The sequence below is a fragment of the Pseudomonas sp. XP1 genome, from assembly GCF_053557675.1.
In genome coordinates, this window is the sequence record NZ_JBNRIJ010000009.1 from 130,039 (window position 1) to 154,373 (window position 24,335).

Genomic DNA, 24,335 nt, shown 5'->3' on the forward strand with positions numbered 1-24,335 from the left:
GCCAATGATCCAGGCTCAACCGCCCAGCCCCTTTCAGCAGCAGTGGCAGCAACGCCACCAGGTAGATCAGCGGCAACTTGAAGTTGCCAAAACCCTGGTCGGTAATCGCATACCCTTGGGCCAGCTCGGCCAGGCTCGACCAGTGCGCCGGCCAATGCACCGCGGCAATCGCCACCACGGTCACCACCATCAGCCCCAACGAGGCCAGCCGGGTACCTAGCCCCAGCAACAGCAGTAACGGCAGGATCAGCTCCGCCCACATCGACAGCTGCCAGTTCAGCTCTGCAGGCAGCAGGTTGAAGGGGAACGGGAAGTTCGCTTGCAGGTCGGCGAACCAGTTGCTGCCATTGAATTTCTCCCAGCCAGATTCGAAAAATTCCCAGGCCAGAAACAGCCGCAACGGCAGGTCGGCGCTCCAGGTACCGAAACGGTCGAAGGTGGTCAGGGTGCGGGTCAAGGTAGTCATGCTGGTTTCTCTCTTCAGGAAAGGGCACGGGCGTTGCGGCGTTGCTGACGGGCCAGCTTGGCGGTGAGCTTGACGGCGATGGCGCTGAACATCAGGGCGAACGCCAGCGGGTACCAGCCGCCCATGGGGATGCGTTTGTAGAACGATAGGCAGAACACCGCAGCCAGTACCCACATGCCGGTGCTGTGCAGGGCCTGCCAGGCACGGCCACCCAACAGGCGCATCGGGGCCTTGAACGAAGTGATGGTGAGCAGCAGCAGGAACAGGTAGCCGAGGGTACCGGGCAGGCTGGAGGTGAGCGTGCGGCCGGCCCAGAACAGCTCGGGGAATTGCTGGGCGTAGCGGTAGATCAGTACGCCATGCACGGTGTGGGAAAAGGCGAATGCCAGCCCCAGATAGCGCCGTTCCTGGAGGAGGCGGCGGCTGCTTGTGCCAGGCAGCAGGGTCACCAGCGACGACGCCAGGAAGGCCAGCAGGAATAGCGCGAAGGAGCTGCGCGCAGTGGCACGGATCGCGCTGCGCAGGCCGTCGGGATCAGGTTGGCTGGCCAGGACCACGGCGGTCATCGCCAGGGTCAGGCCGGCGAGCGTGGCGAACAGCTTCCAGCCGGAGGGAAGGGTGAGGGGTTTCATCAGGGAGACTCCCAGGTGTGGTTGTGTGACCGGGAGTGTGTCGGGGTGGGGTATCTGCAGTGTGTCGGCGGTGGTGGGGTTGTGTATCGGATTGTAGAAGTCGCTCAAGCGCCGCAGTCCCCGTAGGAGCGGCCTTGTGTCGCGATGTGCTGCGAAGCAGCCTCAGGTTTTCAGCTTCGGCGCATGAATTGCCGGGGCCGCTTTGCGGCCCGAGCGCGACACAAGGCCGCGCCTACCTGAGATTGTTTACTTCAGCTCGATCTGCGCGCACAGCCCGCCGCTTGCACGATTGCTCAGGGTCAGTCGGCCGCCCATCGCCTGGATCAGCTGGTGGGCAATCGCCAACCCCAGCCCGGTGCCGCCGGTGCTGCGGTTGCGTGAGCCTTCCACGCGATAGAACGGCTTGAGCACTTCATCCAGTTCATCACCGGGTATGCCAGGCCCGTTGTCGAGCACGCGGATCACGGTCATGTCACCCTCGCAGCACACCTCCAGCTCGGCAGCACCGGCAAACTTGAGAGCATTGTCCACCAGGTTCACCAGCACCCGGCGCAGCGCATGGGGGCGAGTTTCCAGCAGGCTGCCGCTGCTGCCATGGCGCTCGACCTGGGCGCCACTGTCCTGGTAGTCGAACACCAGGCTGTCGAGGAAGGCATCGAGGTTCACCCGGCACGGTGCCTCGGTGCTGGTGTCCATGCTGCGGGCATAGGCCACGCCTTCGCGCACCAGGTGTTCCATTTCGCCCAGGTCGCTCCACAGCTTGTCCTTTTCAACCCCGTCGTCCATCACTTCGACGCGCAGTTTCATGCGCGTGATCGGCGTTTGCAGGTCATGGGAAATGGCTGCCAGCAACTGCATGCGTTCCTTGAGGTAGGCAGCGATGCGCGCCTGCAGGGCGTTGAAGGCCACGGCGGCGTAGCGCACCTCGCTCGGGCCGCTTTCATCCAGCTGCACGCCAGGCTTGTCCGGGTCGAGGTTGTCCACCGCGCGGGCCAGGCGGGTCAGCGGGCCGATCGCCAGGCGTACCGCCAGCCAGGTGCACAGCAACAGCACGGCCAACTGGATCAGCAACACCACGGGCAGCCAACGTGCCACAGGAACCGGCGATGGGGTTACGTCGATGGTCAGCGGTGCGCCATCAGCTAGGGTCAGGTGTGCCTGGAAGTGCGCGTTCGGGCCGGGGATTTCCTGGAAGGAAAGGCGATAGTCGGCGCCAATGGCCTTGACGATCGAGTCGGCAGCCATGGGCGGGTCGCTGCTGGGCATGGCTTCGCCCGCCAGGCCATGGTCCAGCCGGTAGCGGTAGGTACGCCGCTCCAGGCGTGGCAACCAGGCGGCGCGCTCGGCCGCGGGCAGGCGGTCGAGGATGGCCACCGAGGTGGCCACGTCCTGCTCCAGGGTGCTGAGCATCATCGAGCGGCTGCTGATGTAGCGCTCGTAGGCCTGCAGGCCGAACGAAAGGCCGTAGGCCAGCACCAGGCCGGTGAAGAAGATCAGTGCCAGGCGCGAGGCCAGGGTGCGTGGCCACTTCATGATGGCGACTCGAGCAGTTGCACCGGCAGCGAGAAAACGTAGCCCTCGCTGCGCACGGTCTTGATGCAGCTGGGTTCGCGGGCGTCGTCTCCCAGGCGCTGGCGCAGGCGGCTGACCAGCAGGTCGATGGAGCGGTCGAAGATGTCGGCTTCGCGGCCTTGGGTCAGGTTGAGCAACTGCTCACGGCTCAGCACCCGCTGCGGGTGGTCGAGAAACACCCGAAGCAGGCGATATTCGGCACCACTCAGGGCAACCAGGGTGCCCTCGCTGTCGAGCAGATGGCGCGCGGTGGTGTCCAGCCGCCACTGGCCGAAACCGAGCAGGCGGCTGCTTTCGCTGATGGTCAGGTTGGGGGGCAGCATGCGCGTGCGGCGCAGCACGGCGTTGATGCGGGCCAGCAGTTCGCGAGCCGAGAACGGTTTGGTCAGGTAATCGTCGGCGCCCATTTCCAGGCCGATGATGCGGTCGGTTTCGTCGTTGCGGGCGGTCAGCATCAGCACCGGGGTGTTGCGGTGCTTGCCGGCGCGCAGCTCTCGGCACAACAGCAGGCCGTCGTCGCCGGGCATCATGATGTCCAGGACGATCAGGTCGACGCTGTTGGCTTCGAGAAAGGCGCGCATCTGCCGGCCGTCGGCGACGATGCTGGTGCGTAGGCCATTCTTCTTCAGGTAGTTGCCGACCAGTTCGCGGATTTCGCGGTCGTCGTCGACGATCAGGATGTGATCGACGTGTTCCATGCGCTGCGTTCCTGTGCAAGAGGGGATGGGCGCAGTGTACCGAGCGCGTTAGCGCTTGCCTGCGGGGGTTTGTATTGCAGTGTATCCGGCATGTGTACAGATACAGGAGGAAGCACATCACAGCTTCGGCGACACATACGGGATACCTGGCCGGCGTGAAATGGCTCTCGACCGGGGAGCACAACTCCCCACCCTCAAGCGATACACAGGAGAGATGCCATGAACTTCAATACCTTCGCCCGTGCCACCCTGTTCGCCGTGCTCAGCTTCGGCGCCCTTGCCGCCCAGGCCTCCACGATGCCAATGGACGATACCGGGGTCATGCAGTACCGCTACGGTGACCACCTGGATGTGAAGAAAGTGCTGTCGATACAGGATGACCAGAGCGACGCCTGCGGCCTGGTGAACACTCGCATGGACTACCTCGACTCCAAGGGCCAGCAGCAGAGCGTGCAGTACCGCACATACGCCACCGGCGGTTGCCATGAGAACTGATCGCCGCTTGTTGTTGAAGGTTGGTGGCATTGCCCTGGCGCTGGCCGGCCTGGGCCTGGCTGGGCACTTGATGGCCCGCGACAGCTACGGTGCCATGCCGTCGCTGTCGGGAGCCAGCCAGTGGCTCAATTCGGCGCCGCTGGATGGCCCCGGGCTCAAGGGCAAGGTGGTGCTGGTGGACTTCTGGACCTGGGACTGCATCAACTGCCGGCGCAGCCTGCCCCATGTGAACGAATGGGCGCGGCGCTATGCCGACCAGGGCCTGGTGGTGGTCGGCGTGCACACGCCGGAGTACGACTACGAGCACGATGTAGGCACCTTGCGTGACAAGGTGGCCAGCCTGGGGATCGGTTACCCGGTGGCGGTGGATAACGACTACAAGGTGTGGAATGCCTGGGGCAACCAGTTCTGGCCGGCACACTACTTTGTCGACCGCAAGGGGCAGGTGCGCCATGTGCACTTTGGCGAGGGGGATTATGGGGGGCAAGAGCAGGTGATACAGGCGTTGCTGGATGAGAAAGGGTGAGTTGTCTGTGCCGGCCTCTTCGCGGCGGTTCGACGACTCGATGAACCCGCTTCCACAGATATTGCACCGTTTGCAGACTTGTGCGATCCCTGTGGGAGCGGGTTTACCCGCGAAGAAGCCAACACCGATCCGTCAGGTGAAACTGGCAAAATGCGCCTGCATCCGCGCCGCATCCGCCTGGCGCCCGCTGAACAGCTCGAACGCCTTCACTGCCTGGAACACGGCCATGTTGCTGCCGTCCAGGGTGCGGCAGCCCAGTGCCCGGGCGGCACGCAGCAGTTCGGTCTCAAGCGGGAAGTAGATGATCTCCGCCACCCACAGGCGTGCATGCAGCAGCTCCACCGGCAGCGGCGTGCCCGGCAGCTTGGCCATGCCTACCGGCGTGGTGTTGACCAGCCCGTCCGCCTCGGCCAGGGCCGTGGCCAGGTCGGTGCCGACCACGGCGCGCCCGGCGCCGAAGTGGGCATTCAGGTTGTCCACCAGCGCCTGTGCACGGGCCGCGTCCACCTCGAACAGTACCAGCCGCTCGACCCCTTCACCGAGCAGGGCATGGGCCACGGCCGAACCGGCACCACCGGCACCCATCTGCACCACCTGGTGCCGTGCCACATCCGGCAGGCCACGGCGCAAGCCTTCGGCAAAGCCCAGGCAGTCGGTGTTGTGGCCGACCCGCTTGCCGTCCTTGAGTACAACGGTGTTCACCGCGCCGATGCCACGGGCTTCGTCCGACAGTTCGTCGAGCAACGGCAGGATCGCCTGCTTGAACGGGTAGGTGATGTTGAGCCCGGTGAAACCGGTGTGCTGGGCGGCGTCGAGCAGGCCGGGCAGGGCGCTGTCGTCCAGTTGGAGCTGGTCGGCATCGATCAGCCGGTACAGGTAACGCAGCGCCTGGGCATCACCTTCGTGTTCGTGCAGGGCAGGAGTGCGCGACAGCTGGATGCCGCGGCCGATCAGGCCGGCAAGGATGGCGTGCTGGCTCATGCGCTGCGCTCCTGCAACATTTCGGCGAAGTGGCTGATGGCCATGCGGTAGCCATGGCTGCCCAGGCCGCAAATGACCCCGACGGCGATGGACGATATGAACGACAGGTGACGGAACGGTTCGCGCTTGTGCACGTTCGACAGGTGCACTTCGATGACCGGCACTTCACTGGCCACCAGTGCATCGCGGATGGCTACCGAGGTGTGGGTCCAGGCACCGGGGTTGATCACGATGCCGGCACAGCGGCCACGGGCAGCATGGATCCAGTCGATCAGTTCGCCTTCGTGGTTGGTTTGGCGGAATTCGATTTCCAGGTCATGGGCATGGGCAGTATCGGCGCAACCCCGGGCCAGGTCGGCGAGGGTTTCGTAGCCGTACTGGGCAGGCTCGCGGGTGCCCAGCATGTTCAGGTTGGGGCCGTTGAGCACGAGAATAATGGGCTTCATTACGGGCATCGCTTTGTTGTTGTTGGATGCACCTAGTTTTGTACCGTCTAGTTAGTTTAGTCAATTGGACTAAACCGCTGTACCGGGAAAGTGGGCGATTATCGAACCCTCAGCATGTACATACCCCTGTAGGAGCAGCTGGATTACAAAATTGTAATTTTCCCGCCACCGCTCCGATAAGCACGGCTTTCTAAAGTCCCTCGCCAAAGCTCGCCGACGAGGACCTTTTCCGTGCCCATCCCCCGCAAGACCGCCTTGCTCAGCCTTTTGCTGGCGGGTGTCGCCAGCGCCCAGGCCAGCCAGAGCCTGAGCCTGCCCCAGGCGCTTGACGCCGCCTTTGCCCAGAACCCGGAGTTGGCAGCGGCCAGCCGGGAAATCGGCATTGCCGACGGCGAGCGGCGCCAGGCGGGGCTGATCCCCAACCCGGAACTGTCCTGGGAGGTCGAGGACACCCGCCGGGACACCAGCACCACCACCGTCACCCTCAGCCAACCGCTGGAGCTGGGTGGCAAACGCGGCGCACGCATTGCCGTGGCCGGTGCCGGTCAGGCCATTGCCCAGCTGGACCTGGAGCGCCAGCGCAACGGCCTGCGCGCCGATGTGGTGCAGGCCTTCCACGCGGCCCTGCGCGCGCAGACCGCGCTGGAGCTGGCGCAGCAATCGCAGGCGTTGACCGAGCGTGGGCTGCGGGTGGTGCAGGGGCGGGTGAGTGCTGGCCAGTCATCGCCAGTGGAGGCTACCCGAGCCCAGGTGCAGCTGGCCCAGGCCCAGGCCGAAGTGCGCCGTGCGCAAACCCAGCGCAGTGTGGCCTACCAGGCCCTGGCACGGTTGACCGGTAGCCCGCTGGCAAGCTTCGACCAGTTGCTGGCAGCCAACCTGTCCCCCGGTGATGCGCCCAGCGCCGACACCCTGCTCGACCAGGTCGAGCAAACGGCTGAATGGCGCCTGGCCGCCGCCCAGGTCGAGCGCGGCGAAGCCTCCCTGGGGTCGGAAAAGGCTCTGCGCATTCCCAACCTCACCGTCAGCCTTGGCAGCCAGTACAGCCGCGAAGACCGCGAGAGGGTCAATGTGGTGGGCCTGTCGATGCCCTTGCCGCTGTTCGACCGCAACCAGGGCAACGTGCTGGCCGCGGCCCGCCGTGCCGACCAGGCGCGTGACCTGCGCAACGCCGTGGGGCTGCGCCTGCGCAGTGAAACCCGCAGCGCCGTCAGCCAGTGGGCCACGGCCATGCAGGAAGTGCAGGCCTATGACCGCACCATCCTGCCGTCTGCCCAGCAGGCCGTGGACACCGCCACACGTGGTTTCGAAATGGGCAAGTTCGCCTTCCTCGATGTGCTCGACGCCCAGCGCACGCTGATCGAGGCGCGCGGGTTGTACCTCGACGCACTGGCCTCGGCGACCGACGCGCGGGCGCAGGTCGAGCGGATCTATGGCGACCTCGATGGCCTGAGCAACAAATTGAACAGCAGGAGCAACAATGACTAACCCACGCAAGATAGCCATTCTGGCTGCCACCATTGCCGCGCTTGGCCTGGGTGGCCTGGCCTGGACCGGCAACCTCGGCAACGCCTCAAGCACTGAAACCCGGCACGACGACCACGGCGAAGACAGCCACGGCCACGGCGAGGAACAGGCCGGCGAAGGTCACGAAGAAGAGGCGGGCAAGTTGCACCTGTCCATCGCCCAGATCGAAGCTGCCGGTGTGCAACTGGCCGATGCCGGCCCTCGTGAACTGGGCACCGCCATCAGCTTCCCGGGTGAAATCCGCTTCGACGAGGACCGCACCGCCCATGTCGTGCCACGCGTGCCCGGTGTGGTCGAGTCGGTGCAAGCCGAACTGGGCCAGGCGGTCAAGCGTGGTGAGGTGCTGGCGGTAATTGCAAGCCAGCAGATTTCCGACCTGCGCAGCGAACAACAGGCTGCCCAGCGCCGCCTGGAACTGGCGCGCCTGACCTTCCAGCGCGAACAGCAGCTGTGGCAGGAACGCATCAGCGCCGAGCAGGATTACCTGCAGGCCCGTCAGGTGTTGCAGGAAGCCGAGATTGCCTTGGCCAACGCCCGGCAGAAAGTCGCCGCCGTGGGCCCGGCCGGCGCCGGCAACCGCTATGAACTGCGCGCGCCGTTCGATGCCGTGGTGGTGGAAAAGCATCTGACCGTGGGCGAGGTGGTCGATGAGACCAGCAATGCCTTCACCCTGTCTGACCTGAGCCGGGTCTGGGCCACCTTCGCCGTCGCCCCGCGCGACCTGGACAAGGTGACAACCGGCCGCAACGTCACGGTCAGCGCGCCGGACCTGGGCGCCCGGGTCGAGGGCAAGATCAACTACGTCTGCAGCCTGCTCGGCGAGCAGAACCGTGCTGCCACTGTCCGCGCCACGCTGGCCAACCCCAACGGCGCCTGGCGCCCAGGGCTGTTCGTCAATGTCGCGGTCAGCGTCGAACGCTTCAACGCCGCTGTGGTGGTACCGCAAAGCGCACTGCAAACCTGGGAGGAGCAGACCGTGGTGTTTGCCCGTACCGAGGAAGGTTTCGAGGCCCGCCCGGTAACGACCGGCCGCCGCGATGCCGGCCAGGTGGAAATCACCACCGGCCTTGCCGCCGGCACGCAGGTGGCCGCTGCCGGCAGCTTTGTCCTCAAGTCCGAGCTGGGCAAAGGCTCGGCCGAGCACAGCCATTGATCACGGGAACGCCTGCATGTTCGAACGCCTGATCCAATTCGCCATCGAGCAGCGCCTGGTGGTGATGCTGGCCGTGGTCCTGATGGCCGCGGTGGGTATCCACAGCTACCAGAAACTGCCGATCGACGCTGTACCGGACATCACCAACGTCCAGGTGCAGATCAATACCGCCGCGCCCGGCTATTCGCCGCTGGAGACCGAGCAGCGCATCACCTTCGCCATCGAGACCGCCATGGCCGGCCTGCCGGGGCTCAAGCAGACCCGCTCGCTGTCGCGCTCGGGCCTGTCGCAGGTCACGGTCATTTTCGACGACGGCACCGACCTGTTCTTCGCCCGCCAGCTGGTCAACGAGCGCCTGCAAGTGGCGCGTGAGCAGCTGCCCGACGGCATCGAAGCGGGCATGGGGCCGATTTCCACCGGGCTGGGTGAAATCTTCCTGTGGACGGTGGAAGCCGAGCAGGGCGCGCTGAAGGAAGACGGCACGCCCTACACCCCGTCCGACTTGCGGGTAATCCAGGACTGGATCATCAAGCCGCAGCTGCGCAACGTGCCCGGGGTCGCCGAGGTCAACAGCATCGGCGGCCATGCCAGGCAATACCTGATTGCACCGGAGCCCAAGCGCCTGGCGGCCTACAAACTCACCTTCAACGACCTGATCGCGGCGCTGGAGCGCAACAACGCCAACGTCGGCGCCGGCTACATCGAGCGCAATGGCGAGCAGTTGCTGATTCGCGCGCCAGGCCAGGTGGCCTCGGCCGAAGACATCGCCAACATCGTCATCTCCAGTGTCGATGGCACGCCAATCCGCGTCAGCCATGTTGCTCAGGTTGGCCTGGGCGAGGAACTGCGCTCGGGCGCGGCCACCGAAAACGGCAGGGAAGTGGTGCTAGGCACGGTGTTCATGCTGATTGGCGAGAACAGCCGCACGGTGTCGCAGGCGGTTGCCGCCAAGCTGGTCGAGATCAACCGCAACCTGCCCAAGGGCGTGGTCGCGGTGACGGTGTACGACCGCACCAACCTGGTGGAAAAGGCCATCGCCACGGTGAAGAAGAACCTGGTCGAAGGCGCCATCCTGGTCATCGCCGTGTTGTTCCTGTTCCTGGGCAACATCCGCGCTGCGCTGATCACCGCCATGGTCATTCCGCTGTCGATGCTGTTCACCTTCACCGGCATGTTCAGCAACAAGGTCAGCGCCAACCTGATGAGCCTGGGCGCACTGGACTTCGGCATCATCGTCGACGGCGCGGTGGTGATCGTCGAGAACGCCATCCGCCGCCTGGCCCACGCCCAGCAACGCCATGGCCGTATGCTGACCCGCACCGAGCGCTTCCATGAAGTGTTCGCTGCCGCCCGTGAGGCCCGTCGGCCGCTGATCTATGGCCAACTGATCATCGTGGTGGTGTACCTGCCGATCTTTGCCCTGACCGGCGTGGAGGGCAAGATGTTCCACCCTATGGCCTTTACCGTGGTCATTGCGCTGCTCGGTGCCATGATCCTTTCGGTTACCTTCGTGCCGGCGGCAATTGCCCTGTTCGTCACCGGCAAGGTCAAGGAAGAGGAAGGCCTGATAATGCGCACGGCGCGTCAGCGCTATGCCCCGGTGCTGGCCTGGGTGCTGGGCCGGCGCAAGCTGGCGTTCGCCGCCGCCACCACCCTGGTGTTGTTGTCCGGGTTGATGGCCAGCCGCATGGGCAGCGAGTTCATCCCCAGCCTCAGCGAAGGCGACTTCGCCCTGCAGGCCCTGCGCGTGCCGGGCACCAGCCTGTCGCAGTCGGTCGACATGCAGCAGCGCCTGGAACAGGCGATCATCGCCCAGGTGCCGGAAGTGGAGCGGGTGTTTGCCCGCACCGGCACCGCCGAGATCGCCTCCGACCCGATGCCGCCGAACATTTCCGACGCCTATGTGATGCTGCGTCCGCGTGAGCAATGGGTCGACCCGGGCAAGCCGCGTGATGAGCTGATCGCCGAGGTACAACGTGCCGCCGCCAGCGTGCCGGGCAGCAACCACGAGCTGTCGCAGCCGATCCAGCTGCGCTTCAACGAGCTGATTTCCGGGGTGCGCAGCGATGTGGCGGTGAAGCTGTTCGGTGATGACATGGACGTGCTCAACCGCACAGCCGCGCAGATCGCCAGCAGCCTGCAAGGTGTGCCGGGCGCGTCCGAGGTAAAGGCCGAGCAGACTACCGGCCTGCCGGTGCTGACCATCGATATAGACCGCGACAACGCGGCCCGCCATGGCCTGAACGTGGGCGACGTGCAGGACGCCGTTGCCATTGCCGTGGGTGGCCGCAAGGCCGGCACGCTGTACGAAGGTGACCGCCGTTTCGACATGGTGGTGCGCCTGTCGGAAACCCTGCGCACCGATGTCGACGGGCTGGCCAGCCTGCTGATTCCGGTGCCGGCCGGTTCGGCTGCCGGTGCCGGGCAAATCGGCTTCATCCCGCTGTCGCAGGTAGCCACGCTGAACCTGCAGCTGGGGCCGAACCAGGTCAGCCGCGAGGATGGCAAGCGGGTGGTAGTGGTCAGTGCCAACGTGCGCGGGCGTGACCTGGGCTCGTTCGTCGAGGAGGCCGAACAGACGTTGATCGAGCAGGTGCAGATACCGCCGGGTTACTGGACCCGCTGGGGTGGCCAGTTCGAGCAGCTGCAGTCGGCGGCCGAGCGCCTGCAGGTGGTGGTACCGGTGGCCTTGCTGCTGGTCATGGCACTGTTGCTGATGATGTTCAACAACCTCAGGGATGGCCTGCTGGTGTTCACCGGCATTCCGTTCGCCCTCACTGGCGGGGTGCTGGCGCTGTGGTTGCGGGACATCCCGTTGTCCATATCCGCTGGCGTGGGCTTCATTGCCTTGTCGGGAGTGGCGGTGCTCAACGGCCTGGTGATGATCGCCTTTATCCGTGGCCTGCGGGAGCAAGGGCGCACGCTGCGGGCCGCGGTCGAGGAGGGCGCGCTGACACGCTTGCGGCCGGTGCTGATGACGGCACTGGTGGCGTCGCTGGGGTTCATCCCGATGGCCTTGGCTACCGGGACCGGGGCCGAGGTGCAAAGGCCGCTGGCGACCGTGGTGATTGGCGGGATTCTGTCCTCCACCGCACTGACCTTGCTGGTGTTGCCAGCGTTGTATCAATGGGCATATCGGCGCGAAGAGGTGCAGGAGGGTTGAGACCCCGGGGCCGCTTTGCGGCCCATCGCGACACAAGGCCGCTCCTACAGGTATACGCGTTCCCCTGTAGGAGCGGCCTTGTGTCGCGATGGGCTGCAAAGCAGCCCCAAAGTATCAAACAGTACGACGAGCCCCAGCCCTCGCATCGTTGCCTCCAGCCTCATCATGCAACGAAATCCGCGAAGTCTCCGGCAACGCCAACCCTCCCACCAAGGCCACCAGCGCAATCACCACCAGGTAGAACGCAGGTGCCAGGCTGCTGCCGGTCTGCCCGATCAGCCAGGTTGCAACCAGCGGCGCGGTACCGCCAAACAGCGTATAGGCCACGTTGTAGGTAATTGCCGAAGCGGTATAGCGGGTGCGGGTAGGGAAGCTTTCCGAGAGCAATGCCGCCGTGACAACACCACTGCACAACGCCCCCACCGCCAGCAGGATCACCCCCAGCAGCGCGCCGGACATCGAGCCGGAGCTGGCCAGCCAGTACGCCGGGAACACGCACAGCATCACCCACAGGCAGGTAAAGCCGATGGTCTTGCGCCGGCCGACGCGGTCCGAGAACGCCCCGGCCAGCGGGCAGCCGACCGCGGCGAACAGCAAGGCCACGGTGGTTACCAGCAGCGATTGCGCGCGGGTCAGGTTGCCGACCAGTTGCAGGTAGGTGGCGAAGTAGGTGGTGAACATGTAGAACGACAGCGCGGTCAGCGAGATGAAGGCCCCCAGGTTGCGGATCGCCCGGCCATGGTTGCGCAGGGTTTCCTTGAGTGGCGAATGTTCATGCTCCTTGCCCTGGGCGATGGCTTCGCGGAACGCCGGGGTTTCTTCCATGCGCCAGCGCAGGTACAGGCCGACCAGCCCCAGCGGCGCGGCGATCAAGAACGGGATGCGCCAGCCCCAGGCGTTCATCGCCTCGGCCGACAGGCTGGCTTCCAGGCCATAGGCGATCACTGCCGCGCAGGCAAAGGCGGAAAAGGTCGACACCGGCACGAAGCTGCCATAGAAGGCGCGCTTGTCGTTGGGGGCGTGCTCCATCAGGTAGGCGCAGGCCCCGGCATACTCGCCACCGGCCGAAAAGCCCTGCAGGCAGCGCGCCAGGGTCAGCAGCGCGGGGGCTGCCAGGCCGATGCTGGCGTAGGTTGGCAGCAGGCCGATGAGGGTCGTCGAGCCGGCCATCAGCAGGATGGTCAGCGACAGGATGCGCTTGCGCCCCAGGCGGTCACCCAGCGCGCCGAACACGATGCCACCCAGCGGACGCAGGGCGAAGGCCACGGCGAACACCGCAAAGGTCTTGAGCAAGGCCACGCTGGCGTCTTCGCTGGCGAAGAACTGGCTGGCGATCAGGGTAGCGAGAAAGCCGTAGACGGCGAAGTCGAACCATTCGACGAAATTGCCGATGGCCGAGGCGGCGATCACCCGGCGCAGGGTGGCGGGGGATACCTCGTGAGGTGCGGGCATGCGAGTGCTCTCCGGTTCCATTGGCAGGCATGATGAAAGTGGCGCGGTCGGGCTGCGCCATCATTGTTGTGCTTGCCAGTAGATAGCCGGGCGCTGGAAGGCGCTTTGTCGAGGGCGACCTCGGGATACCTGAATCAACCGAACATGGTGGGCTGCCCCTTGATGGCCCTATCGCCGGCAAGCCAGTTCCCACAGAATTTGCACCGCACTCAAGGCTGGTGCAGTACCTGTGGGAGCTGGCTTGCCGGCGATAGGGCCTTGCGCTCAGAAACGCATGTCCAGCGCCAGTTCGAAGGTGCGCGGCGGCCCCATGTAGTACTGGCTGTTGTAGGCCTGCTTGGCATACACCTCGTCGGTCAGGTTACGTACCCGCCCGGTCAGCGTGGTGTGTTCATCCAGCCGGTAGCGGGCGAACGCGCCGAACAGGGTGTACGCCGGGGCCTTGAGGCTGTTGGCGTTGTCGGCATACACCGAGCCCACGTAGCGCGCGTCTGCCCCCAACGACCACGCCGGGGTCAGGCTGTAGTTCAGCCACAGGTTGGCGACGTTGGCCGGTACGTTCACCGGGGCGTTGCCCTTGCGCGATACCGACACGCCGTTGACCGCCTCGTTGAACTCGTCGTACTGCGCGTCGACATAGGCATAGTTGGCCTCGGCCAGCAGCTTCGGCGTCACCTGCAGGCGCCCGGACACCTCGACACCACGCGAGGTCTGCTGCCCGGCCTGGACTGTCTGATTGGCGTCGTTGGAGTCGCGCACGGCAAAGTCCTTGCGCACGATCTGGTACAGCGCCAGCGTCGCCGCGCCGCGCCCGTCGAGAAAGTCGAACTTGCTGCCCACTTCCCACTGCTCGCCCTTGGACAGGTCGAACAGCCCGACGTTGGAATAGGTCGCTGCCGCCAGCGAGCCGGCCGGCAAGTCGGCAGAGGTACTGTACTGCGCATAGACGCTGGCGGACGGGGTCAGCGCATAGGTCAGGCCGATACGCCCGGAAAGCGGTTCCCAGCGCCGTTCGAAGAACGCCGGCGAGGTTGGCGTTACCGCGCCGTAGTTGGTCACCTGCATGTCCAGGTAGTCGTAGCGTAGCGCGGTCAGCAAGGCCAGGCGCTCGGTGAGTTGCAGGCGGTTTTCGGCAAACACCGCGCGGTTGATCACCTCGTGGCGGCGTTGCTTGGTCAGGCCGGCATTCACCCCGGGGATGTCGTCGAAACTGCCGGGGTCGAAGTGCTCGGCATCGACCACGTCGCTCCAGCTGCTCGAGGTGGGGTAGAGGGTCTGGCGCATGCGCGAGTACTCCAGCCCCAGCGACCACTGGCTGGCCAGGCCGAACAGCTGGTTGTCATGGCGCAGCTCGATGTGATCGCCCAGCAGGTTCTGGTCGTGGCGCTGCAGATAAGGGCTGCTGCGTCGTACCCTGCCATCGTCGGTGTAGCTGTAGCGTTCGAGGTTGCGGTAATCGCGCTGGGCGTTGTAGTGGTAAAGCGTGTTCTGCACGCTGGTGCTGTCGCTGAGCTGGTAGTCGAGGATCGAGCGTAGCCAGCGTACCCGCTGCTCGTAGCGCCCGTCGCCGACGTTGTAGTTTTCGAAGCGGCGGCTGTTGTCGATCTTCATCGTGCTGCGCCCGGGCAGGATCGGCGAGCCCCAGTAAGGGCTGTCTTCGCGGTCTTCCTGGTATTCCAGGGCCAGGGTGTGGGTGAGGTTGGGCGTCAGGTCGCTCAGCAACGAGAGGGCCAGGCTGTCGGTGTGCCGTTCGTTGCGGTCGACGTAGCCGTTGCCATGCCCGCGGCTGAAGTCCAGGCGCATGAAATGGCGGGCATCGGCGGGGTTGCTGGCCAGTGCCTGGTTGATGCCGAACGCCACTTCGCTGTCGTCGAAGCTGCCATGGCGGATACGGCCGTCGATGGTCTGCTGGTCGCGGCTGGCCAGTTTGGTGATGTAGTTGATCGAGCCGCCCACCGCGCCCGCACCATGCAGGAACGACGATGGCCCGCCGATCAGTTCGACGCGGTCGAGTACCCAGGCATCCACTGGCCGCGTGGCGCTGCTGTAGCCCAGGTTGATGCCGTTGTACAACTGGGTAACCTGGTTCTGGGTGAAGCCGCGGTAGGCCACGAAGCCGCCAAAGCCGGGGTTGGCCGAGGCGTTGACGCCGGTCATGGCGTTGATCACGTCCTGGCTGTCCTTGGCGCCGCGCTCCTCGATCAGGCGGCGGTCCGAGACACTGACCGAGGCCGGCGTTTCCCGCGCGGTGAGGCCCAGGCGCGAGCCGGTGCGGATCGGCTCGTCCAGTTGCACGCCGCTGGCGGCGTCGCGTTCACCGTCAATGGTGGTGGCGCTCAGTTCCACCGGGGCAGCATCCGCCCAGGCAAGGTTGCAGGTGCCCATGAGGAGCACCAGGGAGGTATTGCGAAGCATGTTGGTGTGTCTTCCACGCAAAGGTCATGGCTGACCGCGAGCGCGCGCAGTCAGGCGCGCCCGGCTGAGGTCAGGCGAAATGAAGTACGGCTGCGGGGAAAGCGACGGGGGAGGCGCGGGGGTTGAGAGCGGGGCGTTGATAGCGCGGCGGCGGTTGCGCCCAGCTGCGCACCACGATGGGCGAGCTGGCCACGGCTTGCGTAGGGGTGAATGACCAGCCGCCGCTGCTGAGCGGCACGGCCAGGCCGAACGAGGAGCACACCGGGCAATCGAGCTGGGCCATGTGCTGCTCGCCGCCGGCGCCATCCAGGTCGATGGCAACCCCGTGTTCGCTGTTGATCGAGCAGAAACCGCCTTCCAGGCCGGCCAGGCGCAGGCCACCCATCTGGCCATGGTGCAGGCCGCACAGAACCAGGCTGAACAGGACGCAGGCGTAGAGTGTCCAGGCGGTCAGCGTGCGGGTATGCCGGGTGATTTTCATGGCGGCGAATCTACCATCCGGATGAACGGTCGGGTAGTGGTTCTGGCTTGATATTTCGGGGCTGTTTTGCAGCCCATCGCGACACAAGGCCGTGCACGGCTTTCAAAGGCGGAGTGGTTTTGTGTTGATCTTGAACTTGCTCTCCAGCTTGCCTTGCAGGTCGCTGAGGTCGGGGCTGGCGGTCACCAGGTGCGGGTTGCGATAGCGGGTTTCGGTGATCGCCACCCGGTGCTTTGTCCTTGAGGGCAGCAGGTTACCTGTGGGAGCGGGTTTACCCGCGAAGAGGCCGGCACAGGCAAGCAAGGGCGCTCAGGCAACAACTACCCGATTGCGCCCCTCCTGCTTGGCCCGGTAAAGCGCCCGGTCAGCCGCGCTCAATGCATCCCCCGGTTCGCTCTCGGCCTCGCCATCCCAACGCGCCACCCCCAGCGACACCGTCACCGCCCCCACCGGCTCCACCGGCGTATCCTGCACCGTCACCCGCAGCCGTTCGGCCACCGCTGTCGCAACCTCCAGATTGGCCCCCGGCAGCAGCATCAGGAACTCCTCGCCGCCGGTGCGGCACAGCAGGTCACCCTCGCGGCAGCAGCGGCGCATCAGTTCCGCCAGCCGGCGCAGCACCTGGTCACCCATCTCGTGCCCGTGGCAGTCGTTTACCCGCTTGAAATGGTCGACATCCAGCACGATGGCCGCAAATGCGCGCCCCTCGGCTTCCAGCAGCGACAGGTTGAAATCCAGGCTGCGGCGGTTGCCCAGGCCGGTCAGCGGGTCGGTCTGGGCGTCGCGGTTGAGCCGGCCGATGCGTTCATGCAGCAGGTTCAGCCCGAACAGCAGCGCGCGCTTCAGCTCGGCCGCCTCGAAGTACCAGGCCGGCACCCGATGCAGGCGCTCGGCAGTGCCGGCCCGGTCCATCGAGCGGGCGCCAGCGGCCAGCTGCCACAGCGGCCGGGCGATGGTCATGGCCAGCCACCACAGCAGCACGCTGCCCACCAGCGCCAATGGCGCAGAGGTGCCGACCACGTTGAGGATCAGGTGGCTCAGTGGCATGACTGTCTGGGTCAGCGGCTGCTGCGCCACCACGCCCCAACCGGCACTGGGCACGGTGGCGAAGCCAGCGAGCATTTCCACACCGAGGCTGTTGGTCAGTTGCCGGGTACCACTGCCCAGCGTTGACAGTTGGTCGATCAATTCATTGCCTTCCACCACTGTCCCCACGCGCTGGCTGTCGGGGTGATACAACAGACGGCGATTGCGGTCGACCACGTACAGGTAGGAACCGTCCTTGTAGAAATGCTCGCCCAGCAGGCTGTTGAGGATATTGCGTTCACGCAGGTACAGGCTGCCGCCGACATACCCCAGGTAGCGGCCGTTGCTGTCGAAAATGGGTTGCGACAGCGCCACCACCAGGTTGTTGGCCGCTGACATGTAGGGCGTCGAAACCAGTGGGCGGCGCACCTGCAGTGCCTTCTGGACACCGGGCGAATGCATGTGCCGGCCGACCATGTGCCGCAAGTGTGCAGGGGATATCGCCAGCAGCACCCCGTTGGCATCGATCACGAACGTGGAATTGAAGGCCATGCTCTGGTTCAGCACACGCTCGGTCTCCGCCTGCAGGGCGACGGCGTCGCCCAGCTGGCGGCCTTGCACACCAGCGCTGAACGACAGCTGCTGCAAGGCGTTGCCGATAAAGGTCTCGGTGATGCTGGCCAGCTTCATCGCATACACCCGGTTGGCTTCCAGGGCGTGGTCGATCAGCAGCTGGCGTTGCACCCGGTAGCTGGCAAAATAGCTGGCGCACAGCATGACCACGGCGGTAAGGGCGCAAAGCACCAGAATGAGTGTGCGTAGATCCAGACGCAGTCCGTGCTTGGCGTGTGGCAATCCTGACCTCGGATGATCGAAAACGGCTACGAAATGGGTACAACGTTACGCCTTATGGGCGCAGTGGGGAACCGCGTTCAGGAGCCTGGGTTTTCCAGCGCGTCCAGCTCGTCTTCAACCTGCTGCATGCGCTGCTCGGCCAGGGCCTGCACCTTCGCGTCGCGGGCCGATTCGCGCATCAGGGCGGTGAGCTTCTCGCTCAGGCGCTTGCCGGCCTCGGTGTCTTCCAGGGCGCGGGCCTTGGCCGGGTCTTGGGTGGCCTCGACGATAGTGGCGAATTCGGCATTGCTGAAGTTCTTTTCGCTGTACAGGCGGAACAGGTCCTGGCGCTGGTCCTCGACGGTCAGGTGCTTGCGCAGCACGCTCTGGATGGTCGCTTGCGACAGCTGCGGGTGCGTGCGGCCGAGCAGCGCGGCCATGCGCTCGATATTGTGCGTGTAGGCATCCTGCAGCGGCAGCTGGGCCAGGATCTGTTCTTCGCGGGAGGGTTTCTGGTCGCAGGCGGTGAGGGCTGCAGTCAGTAGCAGGGGCAGCAGCAACTTCTGGAAGCGAGGCATGGCGTGGCCTGGTTGGGCAGTGAGTGCTGCCGATTATACGGCAGTTGTGGTTGCCTGATGGATTTTGGGGCTGCCTTGCAGCCCCATTCAGGCAACGCGGAACATCAGAACCCACCCCCCAACGGCCATTCCACCGCCAACCGTATCTGGTCCCCATCCAGCTCCGCCTGCGCCGTATTGCCCCGATGCACGTTATGCCGCAGCGAAAACGCGGTGCCCTTGGCCTTGCCGCTCTGCACCACATACCGGGCCTCCAGGTCGCGCTCCCAATGCTTGCCCCCCTTGCCATAACCCAGGTAGGCATACCCGCCCGCAGGGTCGACATGGCTGCCGTCGATATCGAACCCGCGCACGTACAACGCCGTCAGGTTCAACCCCGGTACGCCATAGGCGCCCATGTTCAGGTCATAGCGCGCCTGCCACGACTTTTCGTTTGGTGCGTTGAAGTCCGACATCTGCACCGCGTTGGCAATGAAGATTGCCCCTCGCGTCACGTAGTCGAACGGCGTGTTGCCGTCCACCTGCTGCCAGCCCAGGCTGAAACCGTGCGGCCCGTGGTCGTAACGCGAGACCAGGCTCCAGGTGGTGTTGTCGATGTGCCCTGACAGCGCCTTGCCGGTGTCGGTGGTGCGGTACAGGTTTAGGTCGAGGGTTAGGCTGCGGCGCTCATCCAGGGCATGGCTGAGGGTGCTGCCCAGGTAATGCTGGTTCCAGCTGTCCTGGTAGCGTGAGGTGTACAGGCTGCCGCTGAAGACGGCGCCGGGGTTCCACACCACGCCGGCCAGGTCGAAGCTGTTGCCCTGGCGGCCATTGGAGTAGTTCACCACGAAACCCTGATCGTGGCTGGATGCATTGCGGTCGGCGTTCTCGTTGAAATGCCCTGCCACCAGCCTGAGGTTGTCGAACTCGGTACTGTCAAGGAAGAACCCGGTCGCGGTCTCGGGCAGCAGGCGGCTATCGGACGAACTGAACACCGGGGTCTTGACCCGTTGCTCACCGTAGGACAGCACGGTATCGGACATGCGCAGTTTCAGTGCCGCGCCGGCACGGCTGTATTCGTTCTTCGGGTGCCCCTCGTTATCCACCCCGAGCAAGCGTGCCTTGCCCACGCGCCCGCCGCCGCTGTCGAGTTGCACGCCCAGGTAGGCGTGGGCGTCGACCCCGACACCGATCAGCCCCTGGGTAAAACCGGACCGGAAGGTGCCCATCAGGCCATAGGCCCATTCCTCGGCCTTGCCGCTACGTTCATTGCGCGGCTTGTAGGCGTTGCGCCCGGCACTGTTGCGCCCGCCATGTTTGTAATCGCGCTGGTCGAATACGCTGCGGTTGAGCAGGCTCCAGCGGCCATCCTCGACAAAACCGTTGCTTTGCGACTGGGCGGAGTCGGCCAGTGCAGGGGGGGCGAGCAGGGCGCTGGCGAGCAGCAAAGGGACAGAGCGCGACATGGGCAGAACTTCCTGTTCAGGGGGCGCGAAAACGCAGGATGCGCGCGCCGTCGAAAGGGTCGATGAGGTAATGGGCGTGCACGCCGAAGGTGTTCAGCAGGCGCTCGGGTGTAAGCACCTCGAGCGGTTTGCCGAGGGCGACCAGGCGGCCCTTGTCGAGCACCGCGATGCGGTCGCAGGTGAGCGCCTGGTTGAGGTCGTGCAGGGCCACCAGGGTGGTCACCGGCAAGGCCTGCACCTGCTGCAACAGGCTCAGCTGGTGCTGGATATCCAGGTGGTTGGTCGGCTCGTCCAGCAGCAGCACCTGCGGCCGCTGTGCCAAAGCACGGGCGATGTGCACGCGCTGGCGTTCGCCACCTGACAGCGACCCCCACAGGCGTGTGCGCAGGTGCAGGGCGTCGAGGTCGGCCAGGGCCTGTTCGACGATCGCGTGGTCCTCCCGGGAGAACGGCGCCAGCGCCGACAGCCAGGGGGTGCGGCCCAGGGCAACGGCATCGAACACGCTGATCGCATCGAGGGTGTCGGCCTGCTGTTCGACCAGCGCCAAGGCCTGGGCGACCCGGCGGCGGGGCAACCGTGCGAGCGGTTCCCCCAGCAGTTGCACGCCGCCGTTGCCTGGCTTGCGCAGCCCGGCCAGCACCTTCAGCAGCGAGGATTTGCCGGAGCCGTTGGGGCCGACGATGCCCAGGGTTTCACCGGCGACAACGCTCAGTTCGATATTGCTGAGCACGGTATTGCCGGCCAGTTGCAGCCCCAGGTTCTGGCAACTCAAGGGGGCCATCCGTACCGCCGTCATGACCGTCATGGGCGCCCCCGGCGGCTGATCAGGATCAACGCGAAGACCGGTGCGCCGAGCAGCGCGGTGACCACGCCAACCGGGATCACCTGGCCAGGGATCAAGGTGCGCGACAGGATGTCGGCGGCAATCAGGAACAGTGCCCCGCCCAGTGCGCTGGCGGGCAGCAGGCGGCTGTGCCCGGGGCCTAGCAGCAGGCGCAGGGCATGGGGGATCACCAGCCCGACAAAACCGATGGCGCCGACGATGGACACCATCACGGCGGTCACCAGCGCCGCGCAGCTGATCAGCAGCAACTGGGTACGCCGCACCGGGATGCCGAGCGACGCCGCCGAGTCGGCACCGAAGGTGAAGGCATCCAAGGCACGGCGATGCCACAGGCACACCAGCAGCCCGAACAGTACAACCGGCACGGCCAGCCACACCGAAGGCCAACGTACGCCACTGAGGTTGCCCAGCAGCCAGAACAGGATGCCGCGTGCCTGCTCGGCGGTGGCCGACATGGTGATGAGGAAGGCGGTAAGGGCGTTGAACAGTTGCGAGCCGGCGATCCCGGCAAGGATCACCTGGGCATTGTTGCTGCTGGGGCCGGCTGCCCGGGCCAGTACCAGTACCAGGGCGAACGCTGCCAGGGCGCCGATGAAGGCGCCGCCAGACATGCTCAGCGCCAGGCTGCCGAAGCCCAGCAGGCCCACCAGCACCGCACCGGTCGAGGCGCCGGCAGACAGCCCCAGCAGGTAAGGCTCGGCCAACGGGTTGCGCAACAGTGCCTGGAGGATCACGCCGCAGGTGGCAAGGCCGGCGCCGCAGGCCGCAGCAACCAGGGTGCGGGGCAGGCGGTAGTTCCAGACGATGCCGGCGTCGATCGGTTCGACCGGGTAGCCGGCCTGCCACAGGTGGTTGGCCAGCACCTGGCTGACCACGCCGGGCGACAGGTTGGTTTCGCCGATGGCGGTGCCGGCCATCAGGGCTGCCAACAGGGCGGCCAGGGCAACGGCGATGCAGGGTAGCAGGCGCATCATCACTGGGCTGCTTTGCCGCTGGCGAAGGCGGCAGCCAGCGTCTGCAGGCCGCTGAACAAGCGAATGCCGGCCTGCATGGCGTCGGCGTCGAGGATGATGATGCGGTCGTGCTTCACCGCGTCCATGTTGCGCGTTACCGGGTCGCTACGCAGGAATGCCAGCTTCTTCTCGTAGTCGTCGGCGGGGTAGCGGCGGCGGTCCATGCGGGCAATGATCAGCCAGGTGGGGTTGGCCTTGGCCAGGGTTTCCCAACCTACGGTCGGCCATTCTTCGCTGGACTCGACCACGTTGCGCACGCCGAGGGTACGCAGCATGAAGTCGGCGACCCCCTGGCGGCCCGCCACGTAGGGGTCGGTGTGCAGGTCGGCGCTGGAGAACCAGAACAGCGCCGAGGTGGCGCCCAGGTCCTTGTCGGCCAGTTGCGCCCTGGCACTGTCCAGGCGGCTTCTGAGCTCGGTATTCAGGGCCGTGCCACGGTCCTGTACGTCGAAGATTGCCGCCAGCTGGCTGACGCTCTTGTAGATGGTGTCGACCTGGAACGCCTGCAGGCGGGTGCCATCGGCGCCCACCAGGTTGTCCTTGCCTTCGCAGTCCGACGGCAGCAGGTAGGTGGGGATGCCCAGTTCATCGAACTGCTCGCGGGTGCCGACCACGCCCTGGGCACCGACCATCCATTCGAACTGCACCGTCACCAGTTGCGGGCGCTTGCCCACTACCGCCTCGAAGCTGGGTTCGTTGTCGGCCAGGCGCGGCACCTTGGCGTTCTGCATCTGGTACTCGGGCAGCACGTTGTTGAACCACAGCGAGGTGGCTGCCAGTTTGTCGCCCAGCCCCAGCGCGTAGAGCATCTCGGTACCGGCCTGGCCAATGGTGACCGTGCGTTGCGGCGCCTGGGCGAAGGTTTGCGGCTTGCCGCAGTTGTCGACCGTCAGCGGGTAATGGGTGGCAGCAGCCTGGGCCAGGCCGGTGAGGCCGAGGCCGGCGAGCAGGGTGGCAAAACGGGGCAGCATGCTGGGCGATCTCCTATCGGACAGTTCGGGTGAGGAACGCACGGACAGGCATCGCCGAGCCCCCGCTGGCGGCAGGGGCAACACTGATGGCCAATCCCGGACACCCCGCCGGTTGGTGAATGTAGGCCGGCAGGTCTCCTGACTGGTGCGTCATGGCCTGGCTCCGGCCTTCCCGGGTTCGTGGCCCAGTGGCATCGATGGAGCAGGCTCGGCACCTACAGTTGCGGGGGCAGTTCCGTTTGGCCCGAATTGGCGGGCCTGGGATTCCCTATTGATTCCGTGGTGGAAACCGGCGGCCGGCATGGTAGACCATCGTGCCGCCGGGTGAAAACGCTTTTCAAAAGTACTTCAGCCAGGTGATGTCGCGCCGCTGCGCCTTGAGGCGGGCGAACCAGCGCACCGGCAGGTACAGCGAAACCGCCAGCAGCGCTGCCCCCAGCCACACCGCAGGGATGCCGTCGAAGCCGAAGTAGTCGCCATGGTTGCGGCCAAACAGCGCCACGCTGGCCAGGTACAGCAGCTTCAGCACATACAGGTGCAGCAGGTAGAAGAACATCGGTGCCGCGCCGAACACCGCCAGGGCACTGATCCACCGGGCCTGGCCGGCGCGTTCGAAGGCGCGCAGCAACAGCAGGCCGCAGCCCAGGGTCAGGGCCAGGAACAGCAGCGACGGCGGGTATTTGGTGATGTTGAAGAAGCTCATCAGGGTTTGCGTGACGGTCGGGTAAGCGCTCCACGGCGCCTCGCCGTAGCCGTTGACCAGGCGCAGCGCAACAAAGCCCAGCAGCGCGATCAGCCCGGCCAGCAGCAGGCGATGCTGGCGTTGGCCGGCCTCGCTGGCACGGGCGAACCATGGGCCCAGGCCATAGCCCAGGGCGATGACACCGATCCACGGCAGCACCGGGTAAGAGGTACGCAGACGCAGGCTTTCGGAGTACTCCAGCCAACCCCGGTCATGCAGGATCGCCCAAGGCACATGCAAGGCTGATTCGACGCCGAAGTGCAGGCCATCGAGCAGGTTGTGGCCGGCGATGATGATTGCGCCCAGGGCGATCAGGGCGGCGCGTGGCAACCAGACCAGCAGCGACAGGGCGATCATGCTCACGCCGATGGCCCAGATCACCTGCAGGTAGATGACGCTGGGTGGCAGCTGGAACGTCCAGGCGAAGTTGACCAGGGTGAATTCCAGCACCACCAGGAACAGCCCGCGCTTGAACAGGAACGCCGAGACATCGCCGCGGCCCTGGTGTTTCTCGCCGTACAGCCAGGCCGACAGCCCGGTCAGCATGACGAACACCGGCGCGCACAGGTGGGCCAGGGTGCGGCTGAAGAACAGCGAAGGCTCGGTGGTATCGATGGCCATCGGGTCGCTGACCTGGCGGTGCAGGAAGAAGGTTTCGCGGACGTGGTCCAGGAGCATGAACAGGATCACCAGGCCGCGCAGGGCATCGATGCTCTGCAGGCGCTGGGTGAGCAGGGTGGGGGTGGCACTGGCGCTTGTCATGGGAATTCGCTGATAGGAATGGATGTCAACTGAAACGTTATCTTATAACTAAATGGTGGTGAGTTGGTAACTGTTTTTGTGGGGCCTGTACCGGCCCTTTCGCGGGGGTGGCCGCG

General features: G+C 65.5%; 21 protein-coding genes, 1 pseudogene and 1 riboswitch. Of the genes and pseudogenes, 5 read left to right on the forward strand and 17 right to left on the reverse strand.

Features of this window, described 5'->3' with window-relative positions:
- From ACK1U9_RS11030 to ACK1U9_RS11045, 4 genes are all read right to left on the reverse strand, one after another.
- Positions 1-466: HvfX family Cu-binding RiPP maturation protein (locus ACK1U9_RS11030; RefSeq protein ID WP_449109892.1), on the reverse strand; the 466-nt coding region annotated here is incomplete at its 3' end.
- 14 nt (positions 467-480) lie between these two features.
- Positions 481-1,098, reverse strand: a complete 618-nt coding sequence (locus tag ACK1U9_RS11035) for a ferric reductase-like transmembrane domain-containing protein (RefSeq protein WP_046615677.1) — start codon at positions 1,096-1,098, stop codon at positions 481-483.
- A 246-nt stretch (positions 1,099-1,344) separates the two neighbouring features.
- Entirely contained in the window at positions 1,345-2,631 is a 1,287-nt protein-coding gene (locus ACK1U9_RS11040) for a sensor histidine kinase (RefSeq protein WP_449109893.1), read from the reverse strand.
- Positions 2,628-3,368, reverse strand: coding sequence for a response regulator (locus ACK1U9_RS11045; RefSeq protein WP_003250463.1), 741 nt, complete (start codon positions 3,366-3,368; stop codon positions 2,628-2,630). Before ACK1U9_RS11045 ends, ACK1U9_RS11040 begins: the two co-directional genes overlap by 4 nt.
- A gap of 219 nt (positions 3,369-3,587) precedes the next feature.
- On the opposite strand from ACK1U9_RS11045, the gene ACK1U9_RS11050 reads away from it, so the two are divergent.
- Together ACK1U9_RS11050 and ACK1U9_RS11055 are read left to right on the forward strand one after the other, a co-directional pair.
- Positions 3,588-3,863 (forward strand): DUF2790 domain-containing protein, encoded by a 276-nt coding sequence (locus ACK1U9_RS11050; protein ID WP_085600281.1) that lies wholly within the window; start codon positions 3,588-3,590, stop codon positions 3,861-3,863.
- Positions 3,853-4,389 carry a thioredoxin family protein gene (locus tag ACK1U9_RS11055; protein ID WP_230385059.1) on the forward strand — a complete coding sequence of 179 codons (537 nt, stop codon included), beginning with the start codon at positions 3,853-3,855 and terminating at the stop codon, positions 4,387-4,389. Before ACK1U9_RS11050 ends, ACK1U9_RS11055 begins: the two co-directional genes overlap by 11 nt.
- A gap of 132 nt (positions 4,390-4,521) precedes the next feature.
- On the opposite strand, the gene ACK1U9_RS11060 is transcribed toward ACK1U9_RS11055, so the two are convergent.
- Together ACK1U9_RS11060 and aroQ are read right to left on the reverse strand one after the other, a co-directional pair.
- Positions 4,522-5,370: a shikimate dehydrogenase gene (locus ACK1U9_RS11060; RefSeq protein ID WP_135002795.1), complete on the reverse strand. Its 849-nt coding sequence runs from the start codon at positions 5,368-5,370 to the stop codon at positions 4,522-4,524.
- Complete coding sequence (aroQ, locus tag ACK1U9_RS11065; protein WP_046615673.1) at positions 5,367-5,816, reverse strand: type II 3-dehydroquinate dehydratase; 450 nt, start codon at positions 5,814-5,816, stop codon at positions 5,367-5,369. The genes ACK1U9_RS11060 and aroQ overlap by 4 nt, the downstream gene beginning before the upstream one ends.
- A 231-nt stretch (positions 5,817-6,047) precedes the next feature.
- Between aroQ and ACK1U9_RS11070 the strand changes: the two genes are divergently transcribed.
- The 3 genes from ACK1U9_RS11070 to ACK1U9_RS11080 are packed head-to-tail and all read left to right on the forward strand — an operon-like array spanning position 6,048 to position 11,656.
- The gene (locus tag ACK1U9_RS11070) at positions 6,048-7,301 is read left to right on the forward strand and encodes a TolC family protein (protein ID WP_085600283.1); all 1,254 of its coding nucleotides are present in this window, start codon (positions 6,048-6,050) and stop codon (positions 7,299-7,301) included.
- Positions 7,294-8,493 carry an efflux RND transporter periplasmic adaptor subunit gene (locus ACK1U9_RS11075; protein ID WP_449109894.1) on the forward strand — a complete coding sequence of 400 codons (1,200 nt, stop codon included), beginning with the start codon at positions 7,294-7,296 and terminating at the stop codon, positions 8,491-8,493. The genes ACK1U9_RS11070 and ACK1U9_RS11075 overlap by 8 nt, the downstream gene beginning before the upstream one ends.
- 16 nt (positions 8,494-8,509) lie before the next feature.
- Positions 8,510-11,656: an efflux RND transporter permease subunit gene (locus ACK1U9_RS11080; RefSeq protein WP_449109895.1), complete on the forward strand. Its 3,147-nt coding sequence runs from the start codon at positions 8,510-8,512 to the stop codon at positions 11,654-11,656.
- A 114-nt stretch (positions 11,657-11,770) separates the two neighbouring features.
- Here the strand turns inward: ACK1U9_RS11080 and ACK1U9_RS11085 are convergent, their stop codons facing one another.
- From ACK1U9_RS11085 to ACK1U9_RS11135, 11 genes and pseudogenes are all read right to left on the reverse strand, one after another.
- On the reverse strand, positions 11,771-13,108 hold the full coding sequence (locus ACK1U9_RS11085; RefSeq protein WP_108480350.1) for an MFS transporter: 1,338 nt from the start codon (positions 13,106-13,108) through the stop codon (positions 11,771-11,773).
- A gap of 264 nt (positions 13,109-13,372) precedes the next feature.
- Positions 13,373-15,523 (reverse strand): TonB-dependent receptor, encoded by a 2,151-nt coding sequence (locus tag ACK1U9_RS11090; RefSeq protein WP_449109896.1) that lies wholly within the window; start codon positions 15,521-15,523, stop codon positions 13,373-13,375.
- Positions 15,524-15,593: 70 nt separating this feature from the next.
- A complete protein-coding gene (locus tag ACK1U9_RS11095; protein WP_046615667.1) occupies positions 15,594-16,004 on the reverse strand; it encodes a DUF2946 domain-containing protein in 411 nt (136 codons plus the stop codon).
- Between the two features lie 123 nt (positions 16,005-16,127).
- A pseudogene (locus ACK1U9_RS11100) lies at positions 16,128-16,238 on the reverse strand (ParA family protein); the annotation flags it as partial.
- 75 nt (positions 16,239-16,313) lie between these two features.
- Positions 16,314-17,885: a sensor domain-containing diguanylate cyclase gene (locus ACK1U9_RS11105; RefSeq protein WP_046615666.1), complete on the reverse strand. Its 1,572-nt coding sequence runs from the start codon at positions 17,883-17,885 to the stop codon at positions 16,314-16,316.
- A gap of 77 nt (positions 17,886-17,962) precedes the next feature.
- Positions 17,963-18,442 carry a hypothetical protein gene (locus ACK1U9_RS11110; RefSeq protein WP_085600302.1) on the reverse strand — a complete coding sequence of 160 codons (480 nt, stop codon included), beginning with the start codon at positions 18,440-18,442 and terminating at the stop codon, positions 17,963-17,965.
- A gap of 104 nt (positions 18,443-18,546) precedes the next feature.
- Positions 18,547-19,887: an OprD family porin gene (locus ACK1U9_RS11115; protein WP_046615664.1), complete on the reverse strand. Its 1,341-nt coding sequence runs from the start codon at positions 19,885-19,887 to the stop codon at positions 18,547-18,549.
- 16 nt (positions 19,888-19,903) lie between these two features.
- Positions 19,904-20,692 carry an ABC transporter ATP-binding protein gene (locus tag ACK1U9_RS11120; protein WP_046615663.1) on the reverse strand — a complete coding sequence of 263 codons (789 nt, stop codon included), beginning with the start codon at positions 20,690-20,692 and terminating at the stop codon, positions 19,904-19,906.
- A complete protein-coding gene (locus ACK1U9_RS11125) occupies positions 20,689-21,705 on the reverse strand; it encodes a FecCD family ABC transporter permease (protein ID WP_449109897.1) in 1,017 nt (338 codons plus the stop codon). Before ACK1U9_RS11125 ends, ACK1U9_RS11120 begins: the two co-directional genes overlap by 4 nt.
- Positions 21,705-22,715, reverse strand: coding sequence for an ABC transporter substrate-binding protein (locus ACK1U9_RS11130; protein ID WP_449109898.1), 1,011 nt, complete (start codon positions 22,713-22,715; stop codon positions 21,705-21,707). Before ACK1U9_RS11130 ends, ACK1U9_RS11125 begins: the two co-directional genes overlap by 1 nt.
- A 111-nt stretch (positions 22,716-22,826) precedes the next feature.
- A riboswitch (cobalamin riboswitch) is annotated at positions 22,827-23,024 on the reverse strand.
- Positions 23,025-23,052: 28 nt separating this feature from the next.
- Positions 23,053-24,219, reverse strand: coding sequence for a DUF1624 domain-containing protein (locus ACK1U9_RS11135; RefSeq protein ID WP_108479815.1), 1,167 nt, complete (start codon positions 24,217-24,219; stop codon positions 23,053-23,055).
- Between the last annotated feature and the right edge of the window lie 116 nt (positions 24,220-24,335).